22 protein-coding genes and 1 pseudogene are annotated in these 16678 nt (G+C 49.4%); 1 reads left to right on the top strand and 22 read right to left on the bottom strand.

Translation table 11 applies throughout. The features are described from left to right. Positions 1-144: 144 nt before the first annotated feature. The 7 genes from B9Z48_RS22165 to B9Z48_RS22155 all read right to left on the bottom strand — a co-directional run bounded on the left by B9Z48_RS22165 (position 145) and on the right by B9Z48_RS22155 (position 2842). On the bottom strand, positions 145-324 hold the full coding sequence (locus tag B9Z48_RS22165; RefSeq protein ID WP_199233568.1) for a PIN domain-containing protein: 180 nt from the start codon (positions 322-324) through the stop codon (positions 145-147). Further along, positions 325-534 carry a hypothetical protein gene (locus B9Z48_RS22160; protein ID WP_199233567.1) on the bottom strand — a complete coding sequence of 70 codons (210 nt, stop codon included), beginning with the start codon at positions 532-534 and terminating at the stop codon, positions 325-327. Beyond that, complete coding sequence (locus B9Z48_RS21015; RefSeq protein ID WP_108380554.1) at positions 521-748, bottom strand: DUF2281 domain-containing protein; 228 nt, start codon at positions 746-748, stop codon at positions 521-523. The genes B9Z48_RS22160 and B9Z48_RS21015 overlap by 14 nt, the downstream gene beginning before the upstream one ends. A gap of 66 nt (positions 749-814) precedes the next feature. Further along, complete coding sequence (locus B9Z48_RS21010; protein WP_108380553.1) at positions 815-1489, bottom strand: ATP-binding protein; 675 nt, start codon at positions 1487-1489, stop codon at positions 815-817. A 120-nt stretch (positions 1490-1609) separates the two neighbouring features. Then, complete coding sequence (locus tag B9Z48_RS21005; protein WP_108380552.1) at positions 1610-1945, bottom strand: hypothetical protein; 336 nt, start codon at positions 1943-1945, stop codon at positions 1610-1612. Further along, positions 1942-2439, bottom strand: coding sequence for a helix-turn-helix transcriptional regulator (locus B9Z48_RS21000; protein WP_158273337.1), 498 nt, complete (start codon positions 2437-2439; stop codon positions 1942-1944). Before B9Z48_RS21000 ends, B9Z48_RS21005 begins: the two co-directional genes overlap by 4 nt. Next, the gene (locus B9Z48_RS22155) at positions 2426-2842 is read right to left on the bottom strand and encodes a type II toxin-antitoxin system RelE/ParE family toxin (protein ID WP_108380550.1); all 417 of its coding nucleotides are present in this window, start codon (positions 2840-2842) and stop codon (positions 2426-2428) included. Before B9Z48_RS22155 ends, B9Z48_RS21000 begins: the two co-directional genes overlap by 14 nt. 23 nt (positions 2843-2865) lie before the next feature. Between B9Z48_RS22155 and B9Z48_RS21610 the strand changes: the two genes are divergently transcribed. Then, positions 2866-3096: a hypothetical protein gene (locus tag B9Z48_RS21610; protein WP_158273335.1), complete on the top strand. Its 231-nt coding sequence runs from the start codon at positions 2866-2868 to the stop codon at positions 3094-3096. A gap of 430 nt (positions 3097-3526) precedes the next feature. Here the strand turns inward: B9Z48_RS21610 and B9Z48_RS20985 are convergent. The 15 genes and pseudogenes from B9Z48_RS20985 to B9Z48_RS20915 all read right to left on the bottom strand — a co-directional run. Continuing rightward, positions 3527-3829: pseudogene (locus B9Z48_RS20985) on the bottom strand (aminotransferase); the annotation flags it as partial. Between the two features lie 145 nt (positions 3830-3974). Next, entirely contained in the window at positions 3975-4532 is a 558-nt protein-coding gene (locus B9Z48_RS20980) for a hypothetical protein (RefSeq protein WP_108380548.1), read from the bottom strand. A gap of 39 nt (positions 4533-4571) precedes the next feature. Continuing rightward, entirely contained in the window at positions 4572-5165 is a 594-nt protein-coding gene (locus tag B9Z48_RS20975; RefSeq protein WP_108380547.1) for a sugar transferase, read from the bottom strand. After that, positions 5165-6328 carry a DegT/DnrJ/EryC1/StrS aminotransferase family protein gene (locus tag B9Z48_RS20970; RefSeq protein ID WP_108380546.1) on the bottom strand — a complete coding sequence of 388 codons (1164 nt, stop codon included), beginning with the start codon at positions 6326-6328 and terminating at the stop codon, positions 5165-5167. The genes B9Z48_RS20975 and B9Z48_RS20970 overlap by 1 nt, the downstream gene beginning before the upstream one ends. 5 nt (positions 6329-6333) lie before the next feature. Beyond that, the gene (locus tag B9Z48_RS20965; protein ID WP_108380545.1) at positions 6334-6720 is read right to left on the bottom strand and encodes an adenylyltransferase/cytidyltransferase family protein; all 387 of its coding nucleotides are present in this window, start codon (positions 6718-6720) and stop codon (positions 6334-6336) included. Continuing rightward, positions 6717-7721 carry a glycosyltransferase gene (locus B9Z48_RS20960; RefSeq protein ID WP_108380544.1) on the bottom strand — a complete coding sequence of 335 codons (1005 nt, stop codon included), beginning with the start codon at positions 7719-7721 and terminating at the stop codon, positions 6717-6719. Before B9Z48_RS20960 ends, B9Z48_RS20965 begins: the two co-directional genes overlap by 4 nt. Continuing rightward, a complete protein-coding gene (locus B9Z48_RS20955; RefSeq protein WP_108380543.1) occupies positions 7721-8446 on the bottom strand; it encodes a CDP-alcohol phosphatidyltransferase family protein in 726 nt (241 codons plus the stop codon). The genes B9Z48_RS20960 and B9Z48_RS20955 overlap by 1 nt, the downstream gene beginning before the upstream one ends. Further along, positions 8443-9720, bottom strand: a complete 1278-nt coding sequence (locus B9Z48_RS20950; RefSeq protein ID WP_108380542.1) for an O-antigen ligase — start codon at positions 9718-9720, stop codon at positions 8443-8445. Before B9Z48_RS20950 ends, B9Z48_RS20955 begins: the two co-directional genes overlap by 4 nt. Further along, positions 9721-10947, bottom strand: a complete 1227-nt coding sequence (locus B9Z48_RS20945) for an oligosaccharide flippase family protein (RefSeq protein ID WP_158273334.1) — start codon at positions 10945-10947, stop codon at positions 9721-9723. After that, complete coding sequence (locus tag B9Z48_RS20940) at positions 10935-12008, bottom strand: NAD-dependent epimerase/dehydratase family protein (protein ID WP_108380540.1); 1074 nt, start codon at positions 12006-12008, stop codon at positions 10935-10937. Before B9Z48_RS20940 ends, B9Z48_RS20945 begins: the two co-directional genes overlap by 13 nt. 132 nt (positions 12009-12140) lie before the next feature. Then, positions 12141-13559 carry an ImmA/IrrE family metallo-endopeptidase gene (locus B9Z48_RS20935; RefSeq protein WP_158273333.1) on the bottom strand — a complete coding sequence of 473 codons (1419 nt, stop codon included), beginning with the start codon at positions 13557-13559 and terminating at the stop codon, positions 12141-12143. Next, positions 13556-13951 (bottom strand): hypothetical protein, encoded by a 396-nt coding sequence (locus B9Z48_RS20930; RefSeq protein ID WP_108380538.1) that lies wholly within the window; start codon positions 13949-13951, stop codon positions 13556-13558. Before B9Z48_RS20930 ends, B9Z48_RS20935 begins: the two co-directional genes overlap by 4 nt. An 18-nt stretch (positions 13952-13969) precedes the next feature. Beyond that, complete coding sequence (gene tviB / locus B9Z48_RS20925; protein WP_108380537.1) at positions 13970-15247, bottom strand: Vi polysaccharide biosynthesis UDP-N-acetylglucosamine C-6 dehydrogenase TviB; 1278 nt, start codon at positions 15245-15247, stop codon at positions 13970-13972. Positions 15248-15516: 269 nt separating this feature from the next. Continuing rightward, positions 15517-15846 (bottom strand): hypothetical protein, encoded by a 330-nt coding sequence (locus B9Z48_RS20920; protein ID WP_199233566.1) that lies wholly within the window; start codon positions 15844-15846, stop codon positions 15517-15519. Further along, complete coding sequence (locus B9Z48_RS20915; protein WP_233261212.1) at positions 15836-16414, bottom strand: nucleotidyltransferase domain-containing protein; 579 nt, start codon at positions 16412-16414, stop codon at positions 15836-15838. The genes B9Z48_RS20920 and B9Z48_RS20915 overlap by 11 nt, the downstream gene beginning before the upstream one ends. Positions 16415-16678 lie beyond the last annotated feature (264 nt).

The raw sequence follows: 16678 nt of genomic DNA, 5'->3' as shown, positions 1-16678 counted from the left end.
GCTGGCTTACTACTGAAGCGGGTTGCTGTCTTTGAACAACTTCAGCTTAGCGTCAGGCAGTACAGCCAGTCCACCTGTTTTCTTTACGTAGCGCTTAAGGTAGTGCCATGGGGATCTGACCCCAATTTCCCTAATTTTCCAGAATCAGCGGTTGCTGAGCCCGGTACGGCTGGCCACAAAGGTGGCCTGCAAGCCCGCATCCTGCGTGAGCAACTCAAGGCCATGCTCAACAGCCGTTGCAGCAATCAAGGCATCGGGCAACTTGGCACGCCTTGTTCGGCGAATCTGAATGGCCCTATCTTCTATCGAGCGGGTGATCGGCAATTAATGCAGCTGACTCAGGGTGTCTTTTATAAGTTGCTCTTCAGCAAGACCCATTTGTGGAAAGCCCAACAACTCCATGCGGGTGACAGCGCTGTAAGCGCATTGCCCAGAGCTGATAGGCCTTGTTTGCAGACGCTCGATCACTTGAGGGCTTGACTTGAGCATGCCCAAAATGAAATTGGTATCGAGCAAATAATCAATGCCACTCATCACGCAAGCGCCTTTGGATCTCAAGCGGATCTTCGGCAAACACCGCCGAATCTTTCAGTCCGCCACACATCTGCAGCAGGCTGTGCTCTGCAACCGCATCAGCAGCGCGCCCATGCCGCGCACGCAAAAACTCGGCGAAATCCAGCACCTCTGCGAGCAATGGCTCAGGCAGTGTCTGCGCGGTCTGTAACAAACGCTCGGTGGTGGTCGGCATTTTGGGGCTCGCTCTTTGGATCATTTCAGCGGTCAGGTTTGACCGACGAAACACTATGGTAAACCTTTAGACCGTAGCCGCCACCGTATCGGGGATGGCTCGGTCAAAAATTTCGTTGGCCCATGGCCTTTCAAAATCCTTGGACTCATTTTTAAGCCGCAGCTCCTCGTTTTCTTTGGCGTAAAACCAGGCAAACGCGGTGCGAAAACGGCTATCGGCCTCCAAGGCCCCAGACAAGGCCGCAAAAGGCTGCTCATCCACATCAAAACCTTTGCGCGACAAGGGCACGTCCAGCAAAGCACGGCCCACACCGTAATAGGCAAAAACAGGCATCACAAATGGCTGCCCCTCATTAAAAGGGTCCAGCACAGTTTGGTCCAGGTGCTTGCGCAGCGCCCGCGTCCCCACGGTAGACAGCGGCACCTGCTTCACCGTTGTGCGGCTCTTGTCGCGCCAGCGCATACGGTCCCACTGCAGGCCATCAGACACCGTCAAGCCCACACGGGTGTAGGGGGCCAACTTGCCAGCGCTTTGATGAATATCGCCCGTCTTGCGAAAGCCGCGCCCCTTCACCTGTGGCAAATGCGACTGGATCTCGCCCAAGGCCACAGCCATGGCATCCAGCACAGAAGTCTTGCCCGCCCCGTTTTCGCCCATCAACAAAGTCAGGCGACGCCCCAAAGGCAGCTCCAGGGCCTCAAAACCCCGAAACAACTCCAATGACAGGTGGCGAAGAATCAAGACAAACCCACTCTTTGAAACAAAAGAATCAACCATGAAAAGGCCCAGACGTATGGCCGGACAAGCCAACAACAGAGGTCTGGGCGCGATTTCCAAGAATGTTAGCACGCACGCACAAGCTCATCCATCCACTTGCGCCTGCAAACTGTCCAGCATGCCGTTGACCTGCTCCAACCACTGCTCGCCACCTGATCTCAGGCTCGGGCTCGCTTCAGCGGCATGCTTCAAAACGGTTTTACACATGTCAATCAACACCGGGGTCGGCATCACCAGCTCACAGGCCAAATTTTGAATGGTGGGGCTGCCTGCCTGCTCTGTGTTGCGAGCAGCCATGCTGAACAGCATCACCCTGGAATTGGGAAAGCCAAGCATCAACTGCGACACGCCCTCAGCATAAATCGAGGGCGGATTACCCTGAAAAATCACCTCAGGGGAAGGGCTTGCATCTTTTTTCATGGGGCAATTTCCAATTTATTGAACTGTGGCCAAACCAACGCATCAGAGGGTGCGCGAACCACCTGCTTGTAAGTGCTTGCAGCTTGCTGCGCATCTGGCTTGGCCGTCCACACCGAAGACACATGCGTGAGACCTTTATCCGCTGACAGATGTGTATAAAACCCCACTGTGCCTGCTTCATCCTCAAAAGAGGCCACCATTCTGTCTGCGTGCTTGGGTTTAAAGCTGTCTTTGAGCATGGCCAAAAACGACACAAAACCCACTTTCAACCCCACATCGAACGCCCGGCTCAGCAAAAACAGGGTCTTTAAGCTGCACCGTCCATAGCTTGGATCTTCCAGACGTGAAACCACATGCTGCTTGGTGCCCATACGCTGGGCCAGCTGAGCCTGAGACCAGCCGCGCTGCATGCGAATGGCGCGTATCTGATGCGCCAAAGCCGTGGCCACCTCTGCCTGTACGAAAGCATCGCGCTCATGCTCACTGTGACTCATGCGGCGGAAAGTCTTCTCCAAAGATTTGGAGAGGAGCAGTCGTTGCTGTGTGGTCGCGTATTTGTGAGATGCGGCGGTGGGCCGTGTCGATGGCATTAGGCGGAGTGTAGATGCGGCCTTTGTGGTAACAAATGAGGACGATGACGAAGATTCCACCATCGTCATCGAAGAATCCAAGCGCACGCTCTTGGCGGTTGAACGCTTGGTAACGGATTTCGTAGATAGGGTCTTCATTTTTCAGTTTCTTTCCATGAGGCTCATCCCACTGAGACTTGGGTGACACAGCCAAATGCGCCACTGCACGTTCAAACTTGTTGCGACCATAGGTCTCATACGCGTCCACGGACTTCTGCACATCGTTTCGACCGCTCGCACTGACGTAAGTCCAGAACCGCCAGATCATGATACCAAATATGGAATAACTGAATGACTGCAACTGCGCAAGCCATGCCCAACCAAGACTTGCCTGAGCAGCTGAATGCCATCCGAATTCACCCCAACCCCATCTCTTTGAGCATCACCGCATTGACCTTGTGCACGTCGTATTTGTCTTCCGCCAACTGGCGGCCGCGTTGGCCCATGCGGGCGGCCAAGGTGGGGTCTGTGGTGTTGCCATCGCGCACCACCACCTTGCGCACGGTCAGCCACAAAGATTGAAGTGCGCCAACAAACGGTCATCGAGCAAGCCCAGCTCCGCATCCATGAGCGACTGCGCCTGTCCCTCGCTCATCACATAGGCGCCAAGCCATGCGCACTCAAAGCGCTCCCCACATCCTGCAGCGCTTGGGCCTGCATGACCTGCCCATGAGAGGTTTGCAAAAGGGACTGGCGTCTTTTGGACTGCGGACGCCGTGTAGACGGTTCATCGGAAGGCTGACGCGATGTGTGCAAAGAAAGCAGCTTTAACTCAGTCGCTGCAGACAAGGCCAACCCTGTTGAAACAACCGCCATATGCGGCTCAGTGCCCACGCCAACGTGGGATGCCGTTTTCGTCATAGACACGACGGATGCGTTCTGCGAACTCACTGTTTTCTTCATCGTGATCACCCCTTGGCATCAAGTTTGCAGCGCTTCGCTGCGCCAAAACTTACTTCGCCGCCAACGCCATGACCTTCTCAATCGCGGCGCAGGTCTTTTGGATTTCTTCTTCTGTCAGCGTGGGGTGAACCAAAAACATCACCGATCTCTCGCCCAACTCTCGGGCTACGGGCAAAGGCTGGGCGGGACGCCAGCCGGTGCCGTCAAACGCTTTTTCCAAATACACCTCAGAGCAAGAGCCCTGAAAGCAAGGCACGCCCTCGGCGTTGATCGCCTCGATGATTCGGTCACGCGACCAACCCGGGGCCAGGCGCTCGGGGCGCACATAGGCATAACACTTGTAATGCGCGTGCTCGCAATCCATGCCCGCCGCCGCGCAAGCACGCGGGCCACCCATTTCAAGCTCTGCACGCAGCTATGCGCTTGGGCGCAATCCTCGATCACCTTCAAGCCACGCTCAGCAGCTGCAATCAAGGGTGTTGCTCATCACTTTTTTATCAGCTCCCGATGGAATTACCCAACTCAATATCCATCTGATACAAGATTCGATCCAACTTCTCGAATGGGAAATACACACCCTGCAACTCACACAACTTGTCCAAATAGACAAAATAGATCTCGCAACTTCTTTCCAAATATCCCTTGGTTACAGGTTGGGGCTTGGCGGGGTAGGAGCCACTGCCATCGGTCAGCACCCTGAATGCCCGGTCATCAATGATTTGAAAAACTTGTGGGTTAGAAAATCGCAAAATGGTTGATGCCATCGGCAAAGCAATGCCTCTGCATGAAAGTAGATCCTTCAACAAGGCTTCGGCTTTTTTATGTTCACCATTTTTCAGAGCACCAAGGCCCTTCAACTGACCAATCAATTCCTCACTGATCACCGGAAACCGATTGAGCTTCCAGAGAACGATTTCGTAAAGTTGTTCACGATCCAAATCCTCTACATCCAACTGATCCAACTTTTCGGTCAAGTCAGCGTTGTAATCATATTTATCCATCAACTCAGCAGTGGTCCCACCCTGTGCCGCGTATTTTTTAATGAATTCACTCATTTTTGTCTCCCTAAAAACAAACATTAGTCCGGCGCAAACTCACCGCACCAACGCCCGAACCGTAGCAAAAATGATCCCAATGTCCGACCAAAAGGACCTATGCGCTACGTAGTCCACGTAATAACGCAACTTGATCGGCAGCACCTCGTTCACATACGCCAGGTGTGGGTCTGTGGCGCGGCCCAAAATCTCGTTTTCGTCTTTGAACTCGATGGACGCCCGGTCGGTGATGCCGGGGCGGACCGACAGCACCACATCGCGCACATCGGCCGGGTAACAAGCCACATAGCGCGGCACCTCAGGCCGGGGGCCGACCAAGCTCATGTGGCCCAGCCACACATCCAGCAGCTGCGGCAGTTCGTCCAATTTGTATTTGCGCAGCCACTGCCCCACGCGGGTCACACGCGCATCGGCCCCCACGGTGATCTGCAGGCCACGGCGCTCGGCGTCGGTCACCATGGTGCGGAACTTGTGGATGCGAAACAGCTTGCCCCCGCGCCCCACCCGCTCCTGCCTGAAGAAAACAGGCCCCGGCGAATCCAGCTTGATCCAAAACGCCAGCACCACCAACACAGGTGCCAACGCCAGCAACCCACAAGTGCTGGCAAACCAATCAAAAACTCGCTTGGCCATCAGCCCAAAGCCACCTTGACCGCTGCCACCACCCGGGCCACATCGGCCTCGCTCATGCGCGTGTACAGGGGCAAAGACACCGTGCGCTCAAACACCCGCTGGCTCACCGGAAACATCTCGGGCGTCAGCTTGTACGTGTCGCGCCAATACGGCTGCAAATGCAGCGGAATGTAATGCACGCTACAGCCAATGCCCTGCGCAAACAAACGCTCAATGAACACATCGCGTGAGACCTGGGCCTCGTCCGTCAACTGCGTTACATACAAATGCCACGAATGCACATCGCCTGCTGCCGCATGGGGCGGGCGCACGATGGGCAACCCCGCCAAAGCCTCGTCGTACAAAGCGGCAATGTGCGCCCGCTTTTGCTGAAAAGCATTCGCCTTCTTGAGCTGGTGAATGCCCATCGACGCGGCAATGTCCGTCATGTTGTACTTGAAGCCCGGCGCCACGATCTCGTAATACCAGCTTGGCGCTTTGGACGTGAAACGGTCAAACGCATCACGGTTGATGCCATGCAAACGCATTACCCGCGCCCGCTTGGCCAACTCCGGGTCTCGCGTGACGAGCATGCCACCCTCACCCGTGGTGATGGTCTTGTTGGCGTAAAAACTGAACACCGTGACATCGCTCTCCAGCGTGCCGATCAAGCGGCCATCGCAGGTGGTGGGCAAGGCGTGCGCCGCGTCCTCCATCACCTTCAGGCCATGCTGCTTGGCCAAAGCCAGCAAGCGCGTCATGTCGGCAGAACGCCCCGCAAAGTGCACCGGAATGATTGCCTTGGTGCGCGGGGTGATGGCACGCGCCACCGCATCCACATCGATGCACAGCGTGGCCGCATCCACATCCACAAACACTGGGTCTGCACCCAGGTAACGAATCACCTCGGCGGTGGCCGTGAACGTGTGCGTGGTGGTGATCACCTCGTCGCCCGAGCCAATGCCCATGGCCTCCAGGCCCAGGTGCAAACCCGCCGTGGCCGAATTGACCGCAATTGCCTCTAAGCCGCCCCCCAGATAGTCGGCAAAGTCAGACTCGAACTGTTTAGCTTTGGGGCCCGTGGTCACCCAGCCAGAGCGCAACGCCTGCACCACCTCTGTAATCTCTTCATCACCGATTTCAGGCAATGCAAAAGGCAAAAAATTTACAACTGAATTTTTCATATAAATTAATCTTTAAGGATTTTTTTAATATTGCTACTTGAAACCCCATCGGTTCTTGGCAAATAAACAACCTGACAAAAACTACTTAATTCATCAAACTTTCCAAACCAGTCATCACCAATAGCAAAGATATCTGCACCCTCTTTTTTTATGTCAATCTCTTTTTGATTCCAAGAATTTTCAGGAATAACTTTATCAACATAACGACATGCTCGCAAAACCTCAACCCTTTGATCATAGGGAATAATTGTTTTCTTACCTTTCAACATATTAAAATCATCAGTTGAGCATCCAACAACCAAGCGATCCCCCATCTCTCGCAAACGCTTTAGCAACCTAACATGCCCATAATGAAATAAATCGAAAGTGCCGTATGTTATTATCGTGATCATTTTTCCCCCTTAAAAATTAAACTTTTAATGAAATACGAAATATTAATAGCGATACTAGCAAACTGCCCAAATCCATATGACCAATGACAAATCAAAACACTTGGAAATATAAAAAAATATTTATAATTTTTTTCAATCAATGCAAGAATTGCCGATGTTGATGCAAGCGTTAAAATATAAGAACCAAATAAAAAAATAAAATATTTAATTTCAATTAAAGAAACCAAAACAAAAAAGGATACCAAAAATATTGGAGCATAATGCCGAGACCTCATTGATTTCAATTTATAAATTGGCATCTTGAACATATGAAATCCATTTCTAAACATTTGTTTAGCTAAACCCCCATACGTGTCCCTACAATAATAAACTGCCTTCATACTTGAACACATATAAAGTAATCCGCCAGAAAAAAGAATTCTTTCATGCATATCATTATCTTCATGGCGAACGAGTGCCAAATCAAAATAACCAACCTCTTCAAATATTGATCGCCGATATATACCAAAAACACATGTTTCATAAAAACCATCTTTAGCATTAGTACGGAAAGATGAGTTACCCACACCGATCTTGGATGAAAGAGCAAGAGCGTTCAAACTACCAATGAAATTTTTAGCCATAGTATCGAGACAACCCCCAACAGCAGTTATCTCAGAATTCTTCTCTAAAATTGCAATGCCACGTTCAAAATAGCCTGGCAATAGTATTGAATGCACATCAGGCCTGACGACATAATCTCCAACGGAATTTTTTAATGCTATATTCCACCCCGGAGATAATGTCAAATCAGGATTATTAAAAATTCTGTAAATAAAACCTGAGTCGCGTAACATATCCTCAGCAATTTTAACCGTATCATCCTCCGAACAACCATCAACCAAAATAAATTCAACTCCTGCTCGCTTGAGCTCACTACTTACCTGAGAAAATATGCTATTCAAACAATCAGCAATATAACGCTCTTCATTTCTAGCAACAAGCAAAATTGACAATTTCATTACTCTTCACCTCGTTCAAAATTTAATATAGCTAATGAACTATAAATAGATTTGGAAATATATAAAATAGGAATTGAAATTATGTAATAATAAATAAAACTATAACCATTACCTATCAGCACACACAAATGATAACCGAACAACAAAAATCCAAACATAGTAAAAGGCAACTTCACCACACCCATAATAATTGACGCAGACCTTACCTGTTTTTCTTTATTTTTTAATAAACTCTCTAATTGAATTAGATAAAAATGCAAAACCAATGCAAGCCAATTCAAATAAACTAAGTACTGCGAGTAACCTTGCCGAACGATTAATTGATTTACAAATAGAAAATAATTCAATGGAATTGCGTACCATAAAACCATATCGAGTAAATAGCCAAGTTGAGACGTCTTTTTTCTTAACCTTGCGATCTCCCCGTCAATAACATCTAAGAAATAAAGACCTGCAAAAGCAACCACCATAATCCAACTTCGCTCAATCGCATTAAAAAAATATATTAGTAGCGGAATAATTAATGAATAAACCGCCATTACAAAAGTAATATGATTGGCTTGGATTTTTGTATACTTATAAATTCCCATGCTTATATATAATGAGACTGGTCGAAACAAATAGTATGCTAGCGCCTCTTCGTTCTCACGACTTTTCTGAATTTGCCTTCGAATTTTTTTAATATTATCTGACTCAAAAGGCAAGCTGGGATATTTATCATTCATTTTAATCTCCAATTTTTATTTTGTATTTTAGATGAATAAGCCAAAAGCAATCCCATAAAATACCACAACTCTGGCAATAATATATATTCATTAAATATAAGTAGAATAGCCGCCGTTATAAAACACTGTTTAGCAAAAACATTAATCTGCACTAGAACATATATTCTATAAAATGCATAGATTAAAATTGAGAAGCCTACAAAACCAAACTCAGCTAGATAAGATATATAAAAATTATGAGCTTTCGATAGCCTATGGAAGTTAACACCCATAACTTCAAGGGCATGCTGATAATTACTTAAACCTATGCCAACTCCAAATATTGGATTTGAATAAATCATTTCAAATGCAAAACTAAGTAACATCGCCCTGTCAAAGTCTTGCTCCCCCTTTTCAATACTTCCCCCACCAGTCACTATATTTAGTGTATCTGTGAGATAACCAAATCGCTCACCAACACCACTATTTAGCACAACCAAAATACCAGAACATAAAATAATCGCCAATAAAATTAAACTAATCTTTTTGTTATGCATTTTTATTTTCATAGCCGCATATAATGAACTCAAAAATGCATAACATACGGCTATAAGACCAGATCTACTTTCTATAAATACTAAAACAAAGAATAAAACAGTTAAATATAATATTAATTTCGTTACATTAATTTTTCCACTTGACCACAAAGCGGGCACAATTGGCACCAATGTACAAATAAAAATTAATGTTGCATTTCTATTAAATAAGGGCATGAAATTCGCATCACTAGACACCCCAAAAAAATATTTGCCAAGACCAATCAAGCAGCACAACACTAATATAACAATAAAATTACTTATTATTGATAATATTTTCCACTCATCTTCTTTGCGCAAAGACCACCAAACTGCAAGAAGCAATAAAACATTCAGCACCCACGATATTAAATATGGTATTGACTCAACCACCTTAAAGCCAAATATCACACTCAGAGTGCAATACCCCAAAAAAATAAATAGCGGATACTTAACCTTTTTATCAGCACCTTTCTTAACTCCAGAATACAAATACCCTAAAATATAAGGAATTGCCGAGGCGATTATTGGAAAATAACCATACGGAACACCATGAAACCTTAATTCATTCTGAGATAATTGACTATAAAATACAAAAGGAACAGTATTTATTATTAATGAGATTTGGAATGTATTTTTCTTCCACCACACATTTGAAATACTCAATGAAAAATGAATTACACAAAGTATAAAAAACAAGGTAATAACTATATCATCCATCTATTTTTTTAATTTCATATAAAAATAAAAACGAAATGCAAAAACAAAAGCCTCATTAAGCAATATACAGAGTGCAACGTTTACTGCCGTTACAATACCCAGGGACCAAATAACAGAAAAAAGTAATAACTGAAGCAATGCAGCACAGTTTACGCTTGTATTCGCCAATTCAATTCTATTTACAATAACGAAAAATGGATATCCAAGAAAAACACTGCATATTGAAAACCCAACAGCAATCGAAAAAATTTTAACCAAAAGAACTGATCCTTCAACTCCATTATTAATCATTAAAATTTCAAGTTCACGTGCACCGAATACAAGAGCCAGAGTAAAAATCAACGCAAATATAATTACAAACCAAAGTCCTTTATTGTATTTTTTAATTTCTTTATTTTTGGCAAAATATGGATATAGTACTTGTGTTATTGGATAGACTGCCGCAACACCTATTCGATAAATAATTTCAGAAAATACAAATCTACCCAACTCCTCTGAACTGGCAGCAATCGAAAGAAAAACACCTCCAGAAATTGTATAAAATGCCGCCGACATTCTTGAAAAGAAAAATGAAAAAGATTTTTTTATTTCAATAATCAAACTTTTGAATTTAGGTAAAATATAAACATAATCCATTTTTTTATTCATTAATATCACAAATATGACATTAACAGCAAAATATAACAAACCAATCCGCCATAGATCATTTGCTTCGCTAATTATTAAAGGGGCAATCAAAACAAAAGCTAGTCTTGTAAAAAATAAATAAAAATTAAATTCTGCTTGTTTTTGAGTAGCCTGGAAGTACCATATCGATTGATATGCCATAATTGATGCTGCTGCGAAAATCCAAAAAAATAGCGCCTTATATACATTTAAGTTTTTAGATGATTCAACATAAAAGTATAGTGGTATTGCACTTATTAATATCAACATCAACTTAATGGTATATATTTTTGATACCAATATACTGCATTTCAATGAAGGCACTTTTATTATCGCCAATCTCTTTACTGCAGAAAGCCCAAAACCATAATCTGTCAACACAAGTAAAAATTGAGAAATTGTTATACTCAATACAAACACGCTTGCTGGCTCCGCCCCCACTAATCTCGATATACTTGGTGCTAAAATCACTGGCAAAAGAAGCGCGGCACCTTGGGCCACAAATGTACTTACTATATTTATATAAATATCTAATTTTTTTGAGGCCATTAATTTAGCCACCATTTTATTGTTTCTTTCAATCCGTCTAGAAATACATATTCAACACTATATTTCAACTTACTCTTTGCTTTTGAAATATCTGCCAAGCTATGTTTAACATCACCTAGCCTGAAATCACTGAAAATGGGGCGCGCCATATATATTGATTGCCGCATTTCGTTTACATTGAGCAAGGTAACCAAAACATCACATAGTGCTACAAAGAGTTGGTTTAGTGTGGTCTGTTCGCCTACGGCTACGTTATAGACTTGTTTTTTCGCTTCGTCTTTTGCGCAGGCCGCCAGCAGGTTAGCTTGCACAGCATTAGCCACGTACGTGAAGTCGCGGCTGGTTTCGCCATCGCCGTTGATATAGACGGGCTCGCCCTTGAGCAGTGCGGCCGTCCATTTGGGAATGACGGCGGCATAGGCGCCGTTGGGGTCTTGGCGGGGGCCAAACACATTGAAGTAGCGCAGGCCAATGGTGTCAAAGCCGTAGCTGCGGGCAAACACGTCGGCATACAGCTCGTTCACGTATTTGGTCACGGCATAGGGGCTCAGGGGTTTGCCGATGTTTTCTTCCACCTTGGGCAGCGCGGGGTGGTCGCCATAGGTGCTGCTGCTGGCGGCGTAGGTGAAGCTTTGCACCTTGGCGTCGCGTGCGGCCACCAGCATGTTCAAAAAGCCGGTGACGTTAGCGGCGTTGGTGGTAATGGGGTCGGCCAGGCTGCGGGGCACGCTGCCCAGGGCGGCTTGGTGCAGGACGTAGTCGACGGGCAATCGCGGCGAGGACGTCGCTCCTACAGGGGATTGCCAAGTCATGGCGGCTTGGCAGTCGGTCAGTTGGCGAATGTCACCTTGGATGAAGTGGAAATTGGCCCATTGGGCGGGGGTGACCAGGGTTTGCACCTCATCCAGGTTGCGCTGGTGGCCGGTGGCAAAGTTGTCCAGGCCCACCACGCGCTGGTCCAGCTTGAGCAGGGTTTTGAGCAGGTTGCTGCCAATGAAGCCGGCCACCCCTGTCACCAGCCAGGTTTTGGGGGTTTGGCGCAGTTCTGTTTTTATTTGTTCGTAGCGGGTCATATGGGGGTCATGAGCGGGTCATGGTTGTGCGTGCGCGGGCGTACAGGCGTGGGTGCGCCTGGGGGTGGGCACCGTGGTCTTGGCTGGCGGGGGGGGTTGCCGCTTGGGTGCGAGGCGGGATAAGGCTTGTTATTAGCCGGGGAATCGGTCTTGGCGCAGTTGCGCCCGGATGTCGTCTTCGTCGTCTGTGTTGACCATGCCACTGTTCAAAATTTGAGTCTTGGCCACTTTGGGGCTGACGTCAAAGGTTTTGCTCAGGCTGGTGATGGCGTTGCGCAGTGTGGGGTGCTGTGCATAGGCTTGGGCTGCGCTGTCGCGGGGCAGCAGCAGTTCGGCAGCGAAGGCTTTGGCTCGCTGTTCGGTGTGGGTGCTGGTGCTGGTGGCCCCCAGCACATCGGCTGCAGGCTGGGCGTGTTGTCTGTCAAAAAGCAGGTGGCAAAGTTCATGCGCCAACAGGATGCGCCGGACGTGGCTCGCGCTGGTGTTGGCGTCTTTGTCGGCGTTGAGCAAGATGGCAGGGCCACGGTGTCCCCAGATGGCCATGGCCTGTAATTGGGGACAACCAAAGCGGGTGCTGCACATGGGCAGCTTGAGTTGCTCAATCACTTGGGTGATTGGAAATGGCGCACTGTCGCTGACGCGGTAATGTTGGCGCAGCAGTTGGGCCAGTTGGTAGCCCTGTTCGTGGGGTTTGCCGTTGGGTGCGGGTGTGTGGCTCAGGGCAGCGGCCAGCGCGTCGAGTTGTTGCAGTGCCTGCGGATTGGCGGGCTGTTGACGCAGTTCGGCCAGAAGTTGTTGTTTTTGCTCTGCTCCTAGACGCAGGGGGGCGAGCATGCGGGCAGCGGCCAGCAGGCCGTTGGCGTTCAGGTTTTCGTCATTGGCGCTGTCAGGCAGTTCCCAATATTGGTCTGGGCTTTGCCCTAGCTGCAGTTGGTTCAGTTCCGTGGCGTTCAGTCCGGTGCTGATGCTGATTTGTCGCTGGGTTTTGTTGTGGTTTCGATTGCGCCATGCGTTTTGCGCTTGCTGTGCGCGGGCGTGGGTGGTGTGGCCCAGGCCTAGGTCAATTTGTTCGCCGAACTTTTCCAGCGTTTCCATGAATTGGCGGCCAGCCATACGCAAGGGGGCCATGCCTTCTGGGCACAGTTGCATGTCTTTACCTTGGCGGTAGCAATAAAGGGCGGGCAGTGCCAAGCCTTGCAGCGCATGGGCCAGGTTTCGTGGCCTGACAAAGGCCAGCATTTGGGCTTCTTCTTGATCGGCCGCGTCTGGTGACATGTCGCTCCAGTCGTCTTCGGCCAACGCCCAGAAGTCTTTGCCTTCTTGCATGGCGGCCGCCAGTCGCTCGTTGGGCCAAGGCGCTTCGGTGATGATGTGCAGCCAGTTTTTGCCGAGATGGTGGAGCAAATCGATCCATGTCCATTCCAGCGTTTCGGGCTCTTGCGCTGTGCCGCCGTACCAAAATGGCTGCTGATTGATCTCGACGATGCACCGGCCCCACCCTTGCGCTGCACGCAAAGTGTCGGGGTCTGGGTGATAGGTGATGTGCATCATGTGTTGTGCTCGTCGAGCCATTTTTGAAGCGCTTTGGTTTCGCCTCTATTTTCTGCCATTTTTATCAGTTCTTTGAGAACAGGTCTGGCAACTCTGTTCTGCCCGGGACGGCCCCGCCACGGAAAGCCATGGTAAGAAAGGCCTGGTTCTGTGGGTACGGCAACGTACACAGCACCTTGGTAATAGGTGAATATGCGTGCCGGGTGCGCTTCGCTGGGATCGTCCCATTCGCCAATGCCGTTTTTGAGCAGCGTTTCAGCGGTTGATTTGTCGAGGTTTGCCGGACATTGCCCAATCCAAGCGCTGCCTTGTCGTTGAAAGCTGGCCTTGTTTTGCGAACCACAATGCTTTTCGCGGTGTTCAGCAGGGTCGTATCGGTACACGAAGGCCATTTGGGAATGCGTTTTTTTTCAGAGGCGTCCGTCGGCTGCGCCCAGGGGCAGGATGCTTTTCACGTCATAAAGCACAGCGCCGGGTTGGCCCCAGGCTTTCAGGCCTTCTTCGCCCATGGCCATAAATTGGTGGTGACCCACGGCCAGCACGATGGCGGCGTATTGCCCGGGTGCGGGGGCTTGGGCCAGGCATTGCAGGCCGTATTCGTGTTCGGCCTCTGTGATGTCGATCCAAGGGTCGTACACGTCCACTTGGGTGTTGTAGTTTTGCAGGGCTTTGACGATGTCAACCACTTTGGTGTTGCGCACGTCGGGGCAGTTTTCTTTGAAAGTGAGGCCCAGCACCAGCACTTTGCTGCCGAGCACGGGCAGGTTTTTGTGCAGCATGAGTTTGATGGTTTCGTCAGCCACATGGCGAGCCATGCCGTCGTTGATGCGGCGGCCTGCCAGGATCACTTCGGGGTGGTAGCCGACTTCTTGCGCTTTGTGCGTCAGGTAATACGGGTCCACGCCAATGCAGTGCCCGCCCACCAGGCCGGGCCTGAAGGGCAAAAAGTTCCATTTGGTGCCTGCGGCTTGCAGCACTTCCAGCGTGTCAATGCCGAGTTTCCTAAAGATCAGGCTCAGCTCGTTCATGAGCGCGATGTTCACGTCGCGTTGGGTGTTTTCAATGACTTTGGCGGCTTCGGCCACGCGAATGCAGCTGGCTTTGTAGGTGCCTGCGGTGATGATTTGTTTGTAGAGCTGGTCCACTTCTTCGGCCACTTCGGGCGTGCTGCCGCTGGTGACTTTCAGGATGCTGGGCAGGCGGTGTTCTTTATCGCCGGGGTTGATGCGCTCGGGGCTATAACCGCAGAAAAAGTCTTGGTTGAACTTGAGGCCGCTGAACTTTTCGAGCACGGGCACACACACTTCTTCGGTGGCACCGGGGTAGACGGTGGATTCGTAAATGACGATGTCGCCCGCCTTGAGCACTTTGCCCACGGTTTCGCTGGCTTTGATGAGCGGTGTCATGTCAGGGCGGTTGGCTTGGTCCACCGGGGTGGGCACGGTCACGATGTAGATGTGCACCGCTTGCAGGTCGGCCGCGTTGGCGCTGTAGCGCAGGTGCGTGGCGCGTTGCAGTTCTTCGGGGCTGCATTCGAGGGTGTGGTCTTGGCCAGACTGCAACTCGTTGATGCGGGCCTGGTTGATGTCAAACCCGATGGTGCTGCGGTGTTTGCCAAATTCAACGGCAAGCGGCAAGCCGACGTAGCCCAGGCCAATGATGGCGATGGTTTTGTTTTGGGGACTCATGGTGTGTGACAGCGTTTGAAAAACGGAAATGCGGCAGCGCCTGTCTGGGCAGGCGTCGGCTTGGGATGCGTTGGTTTTTTGAAGGGGCGTGTGCCACGCCCTTCGCCCTCGGGGTGGGCTCCTACAAATGAAGCTTCGCGTTAATTGGGGTCAGATCCCGATTATTCAGAGTCAAACCCACGTTTTTTCTGCAAGGGCGACAAGTGCTTGGGCTTGGTCTAAGCACTCTTTGAGCAGGCTGTCGGTGATGTGTTCACCGTCGTAGTCGCTCAGGTTACGTTGTTTGCGCAGAGCGTCCAGCGTTCTGACTGTTGCGGCATCAACGGAGAGTGTGTGCGCCAGGCATTGGATGGTGGTTTGGTGGTGCCCTGGTTTGCTGGTCGATGTTCTGTAACCGAATTTAAAAGTGCTGCATCTGCTGTTGCACGGATGGCGGTATAAGCGCAGTCAAAACGGGTTTCGGCGCTGTTTTCTGGGCGCTGCGCGTCTTGAATTCGGTTTTGCGCTACGGCCAACATTTTCCGGAACAGTTCTTCCGAAAATGGCACTTGATCGAGCTGCCCGATCCGGTGCAAGTTGACCAATGGCTCAGAGTTCACTGGCGCTGCCTTTGATAAAAATTTGTGGCTGGCGGATGAGTTCTTGCACGAAGCTGTTGCCTGCGTTTTTCTTGTCGTTCCATTCTTCGCGGCTCATGACTTTGGGATTGATCTCGCGGGCCAGTGTGCTTTGGGCATCGTGGATGGCGTTGACAATTTGCCCGAATGTGACTTTGCCGATGACCATCAGGTCCACATCGCTGTGCGCACCTTCGGTGGCTTTGGCCATGGAGCCAAAGACGAAAGCCACTTCGATTTGGGGTGCCAACTCTTGCAGGGCATGGGTCAGCACGTCGGTCAGGCCTGTGGTTTTGCGGATGAGTCCGGACAGTTCGGGGTAAACCGGGTGGTCTGTGTTGGCACTGAACTGGATTTGGTTGCCCATTTTTTGGTGTTTGAGCAGTCCTGCGCCACTGAGCGCGTCAAGTTCTTTTTTGAGGGTTCCCGGTGATGCACCGGTCATGCGCGCCAGCTCTCGCAGGTGGACCCATTTGTGTGGGTTCATGAGCATCAAGGCCAGTACTTTGCGCCGGTATTGGTTCGGAAAAAGCAGTTCTGAGACGGTCAAAATGTTTTCCAATCAAAAACAGTTGTTTCTTATTGGAAAACATTTTAGACTTTTGAGGGCTTGTTGATACGGTTTCTTCGGCAATTTGGCGACCAAGCCCAGCGTGTTCGTTGGCTTCTTCTGGTTCAAACCGAATTAATTGGGGTCAGATCCCCATGGCACTACCTTAAGCGCTACGTAAAGAAAACAGGTGGACTGGCTGTACTGCCTGACGCTAAGCTGAAGTTGTTCAAAGACAGCAACCCGCTTCAGTAGTAAGCCAGC

It is taken from the genome of Limnohabitans sp. WS1, assembly GCF_003063265.1.
Lineage (GTDB): Bacteria > Pseudomonadota > Gammaproteobacteria > Burkholderiales > Burkholderiaceae_C > Limnohabitans_A.
Note: the sequence above shows the minus strand (reverse complement) of the source record. Positions and strands in the feature narration are given on the sequence as shown.

Coding starts and splice junctions, on each gene's coding strand:
- tviB (WP_108380537.1), bottom strand. CDS start 15,247: ATGAGTCCCCAAAACAAAACCATCGCCATCATTGGCCTGGGCTACGTC.
- B9Z48_RS22160 (WP_199233567.1), bottom strand. CDS start 534: ATGAGTGGCATTGATTATTTGCTCGATACCAATTTCATTTTGGGCATG.
- B9Z48_RS21610 (WP_158273335.1), top strand. CDS start 2,866: ATGACTGCAACTGCGCAAGCCATGCCCAACCAAGACTTGCCTGAGCAG.
- B9Z48_RS20965 (WP_108380545.1), bottom strand. CDS start 6,720: ATGATCACGATAATAACATACGGCACTTTCGATTTATTTCATTATGGG.
- B9Z48_RS20935 (WP_158273333.1), bottom strand. CDS start 13,559: ATGATGCACATCACCTATCACCCAGACCCCGACACTTTGCGTGCAGCG.
- B9Z48_RS21000 (WP_158273337.1), bottom strand. CDS start 2,439: ATGAGTCACAGTGAGCATGAGCGCGATGCTTTCGTACAGGCAGAGGTG.
- B9Z48_RS20930 (WP_108380538.1), bottom strand. CDS start 13,951: ATGGCCTTCGTGTACCGATACGACCCTGCTGAACACCGCGAAAAGCAT.
- B9Z48_RS20980 (WP_108380548.1), bottom strand. CDS start 4,532: ATGAGTGAATTCATTAAAAAATACGCGGCACAGGGTGGGACCACTGCT.
- B9Z48_RS20955 (WP_108380543.1), bottom strand. CDS start 8,446: ATGAATGATAAATATCCCAGCTTGCCTTTTGAGTCAGATAATATTAAA.
- B9Z48_RS20970 (WP_108380546.1), bottom strand. CDS start 6,328: ATGAAAAATTCAGTTGTAAATTTTTTGCCTTTTGCATTGCCTGAAATC.
- B9Z48_RS20940 (WP_108380540.1), bottom strand. CDS start 12,008: ATGACCCGCTACGAACAAATAAAAACAGAACTGCGCCAAACCCCCAAA.
- B9Z48_RS20960 (WP_108380544.1), bottom strand. CDS start 7,721: ATGAAATTGTCAATTTTGCTTGTTGCTAGAAATGAAGAGCGTTATATT.
- B9Z48_RS21015 (WP_108380554.1), bottom strand. CDS start 748: ATGCCGACCACCACCGAGCGTTTGTTACAGACCGCGCAGACACTGCCT.
- B9Z48_RS20950 (WP_108380542.1), bottom strand. CDS start 9,720: ATGGATGATATAGTTATTACCTTGTTTTTTATACTTTGTGTAATTCAT.
- B9Z48_RS22155 (WP_108380550.1), bottom strand. CDS start 2,842: ATGATCTGGCGGTTCTGGACTTACGTCAGTGCGAGCGGTCGAAACGAT.
- B9Z48_RS21005 (WP_108380552.1), bottom strand. CDS start 1,945: ATGAAAAAAGATGCAAGCCCTTCCCCTGAGGTGATTTTTCAGGGTAAT.
- B9Z48_RS20975 (WP_108380547.1), bottom strand. CDS start 5,165: ATGGCCAAGCGAGTTTTTGATTGGTTTGCCAGCACTTGTGGGTTGCTG.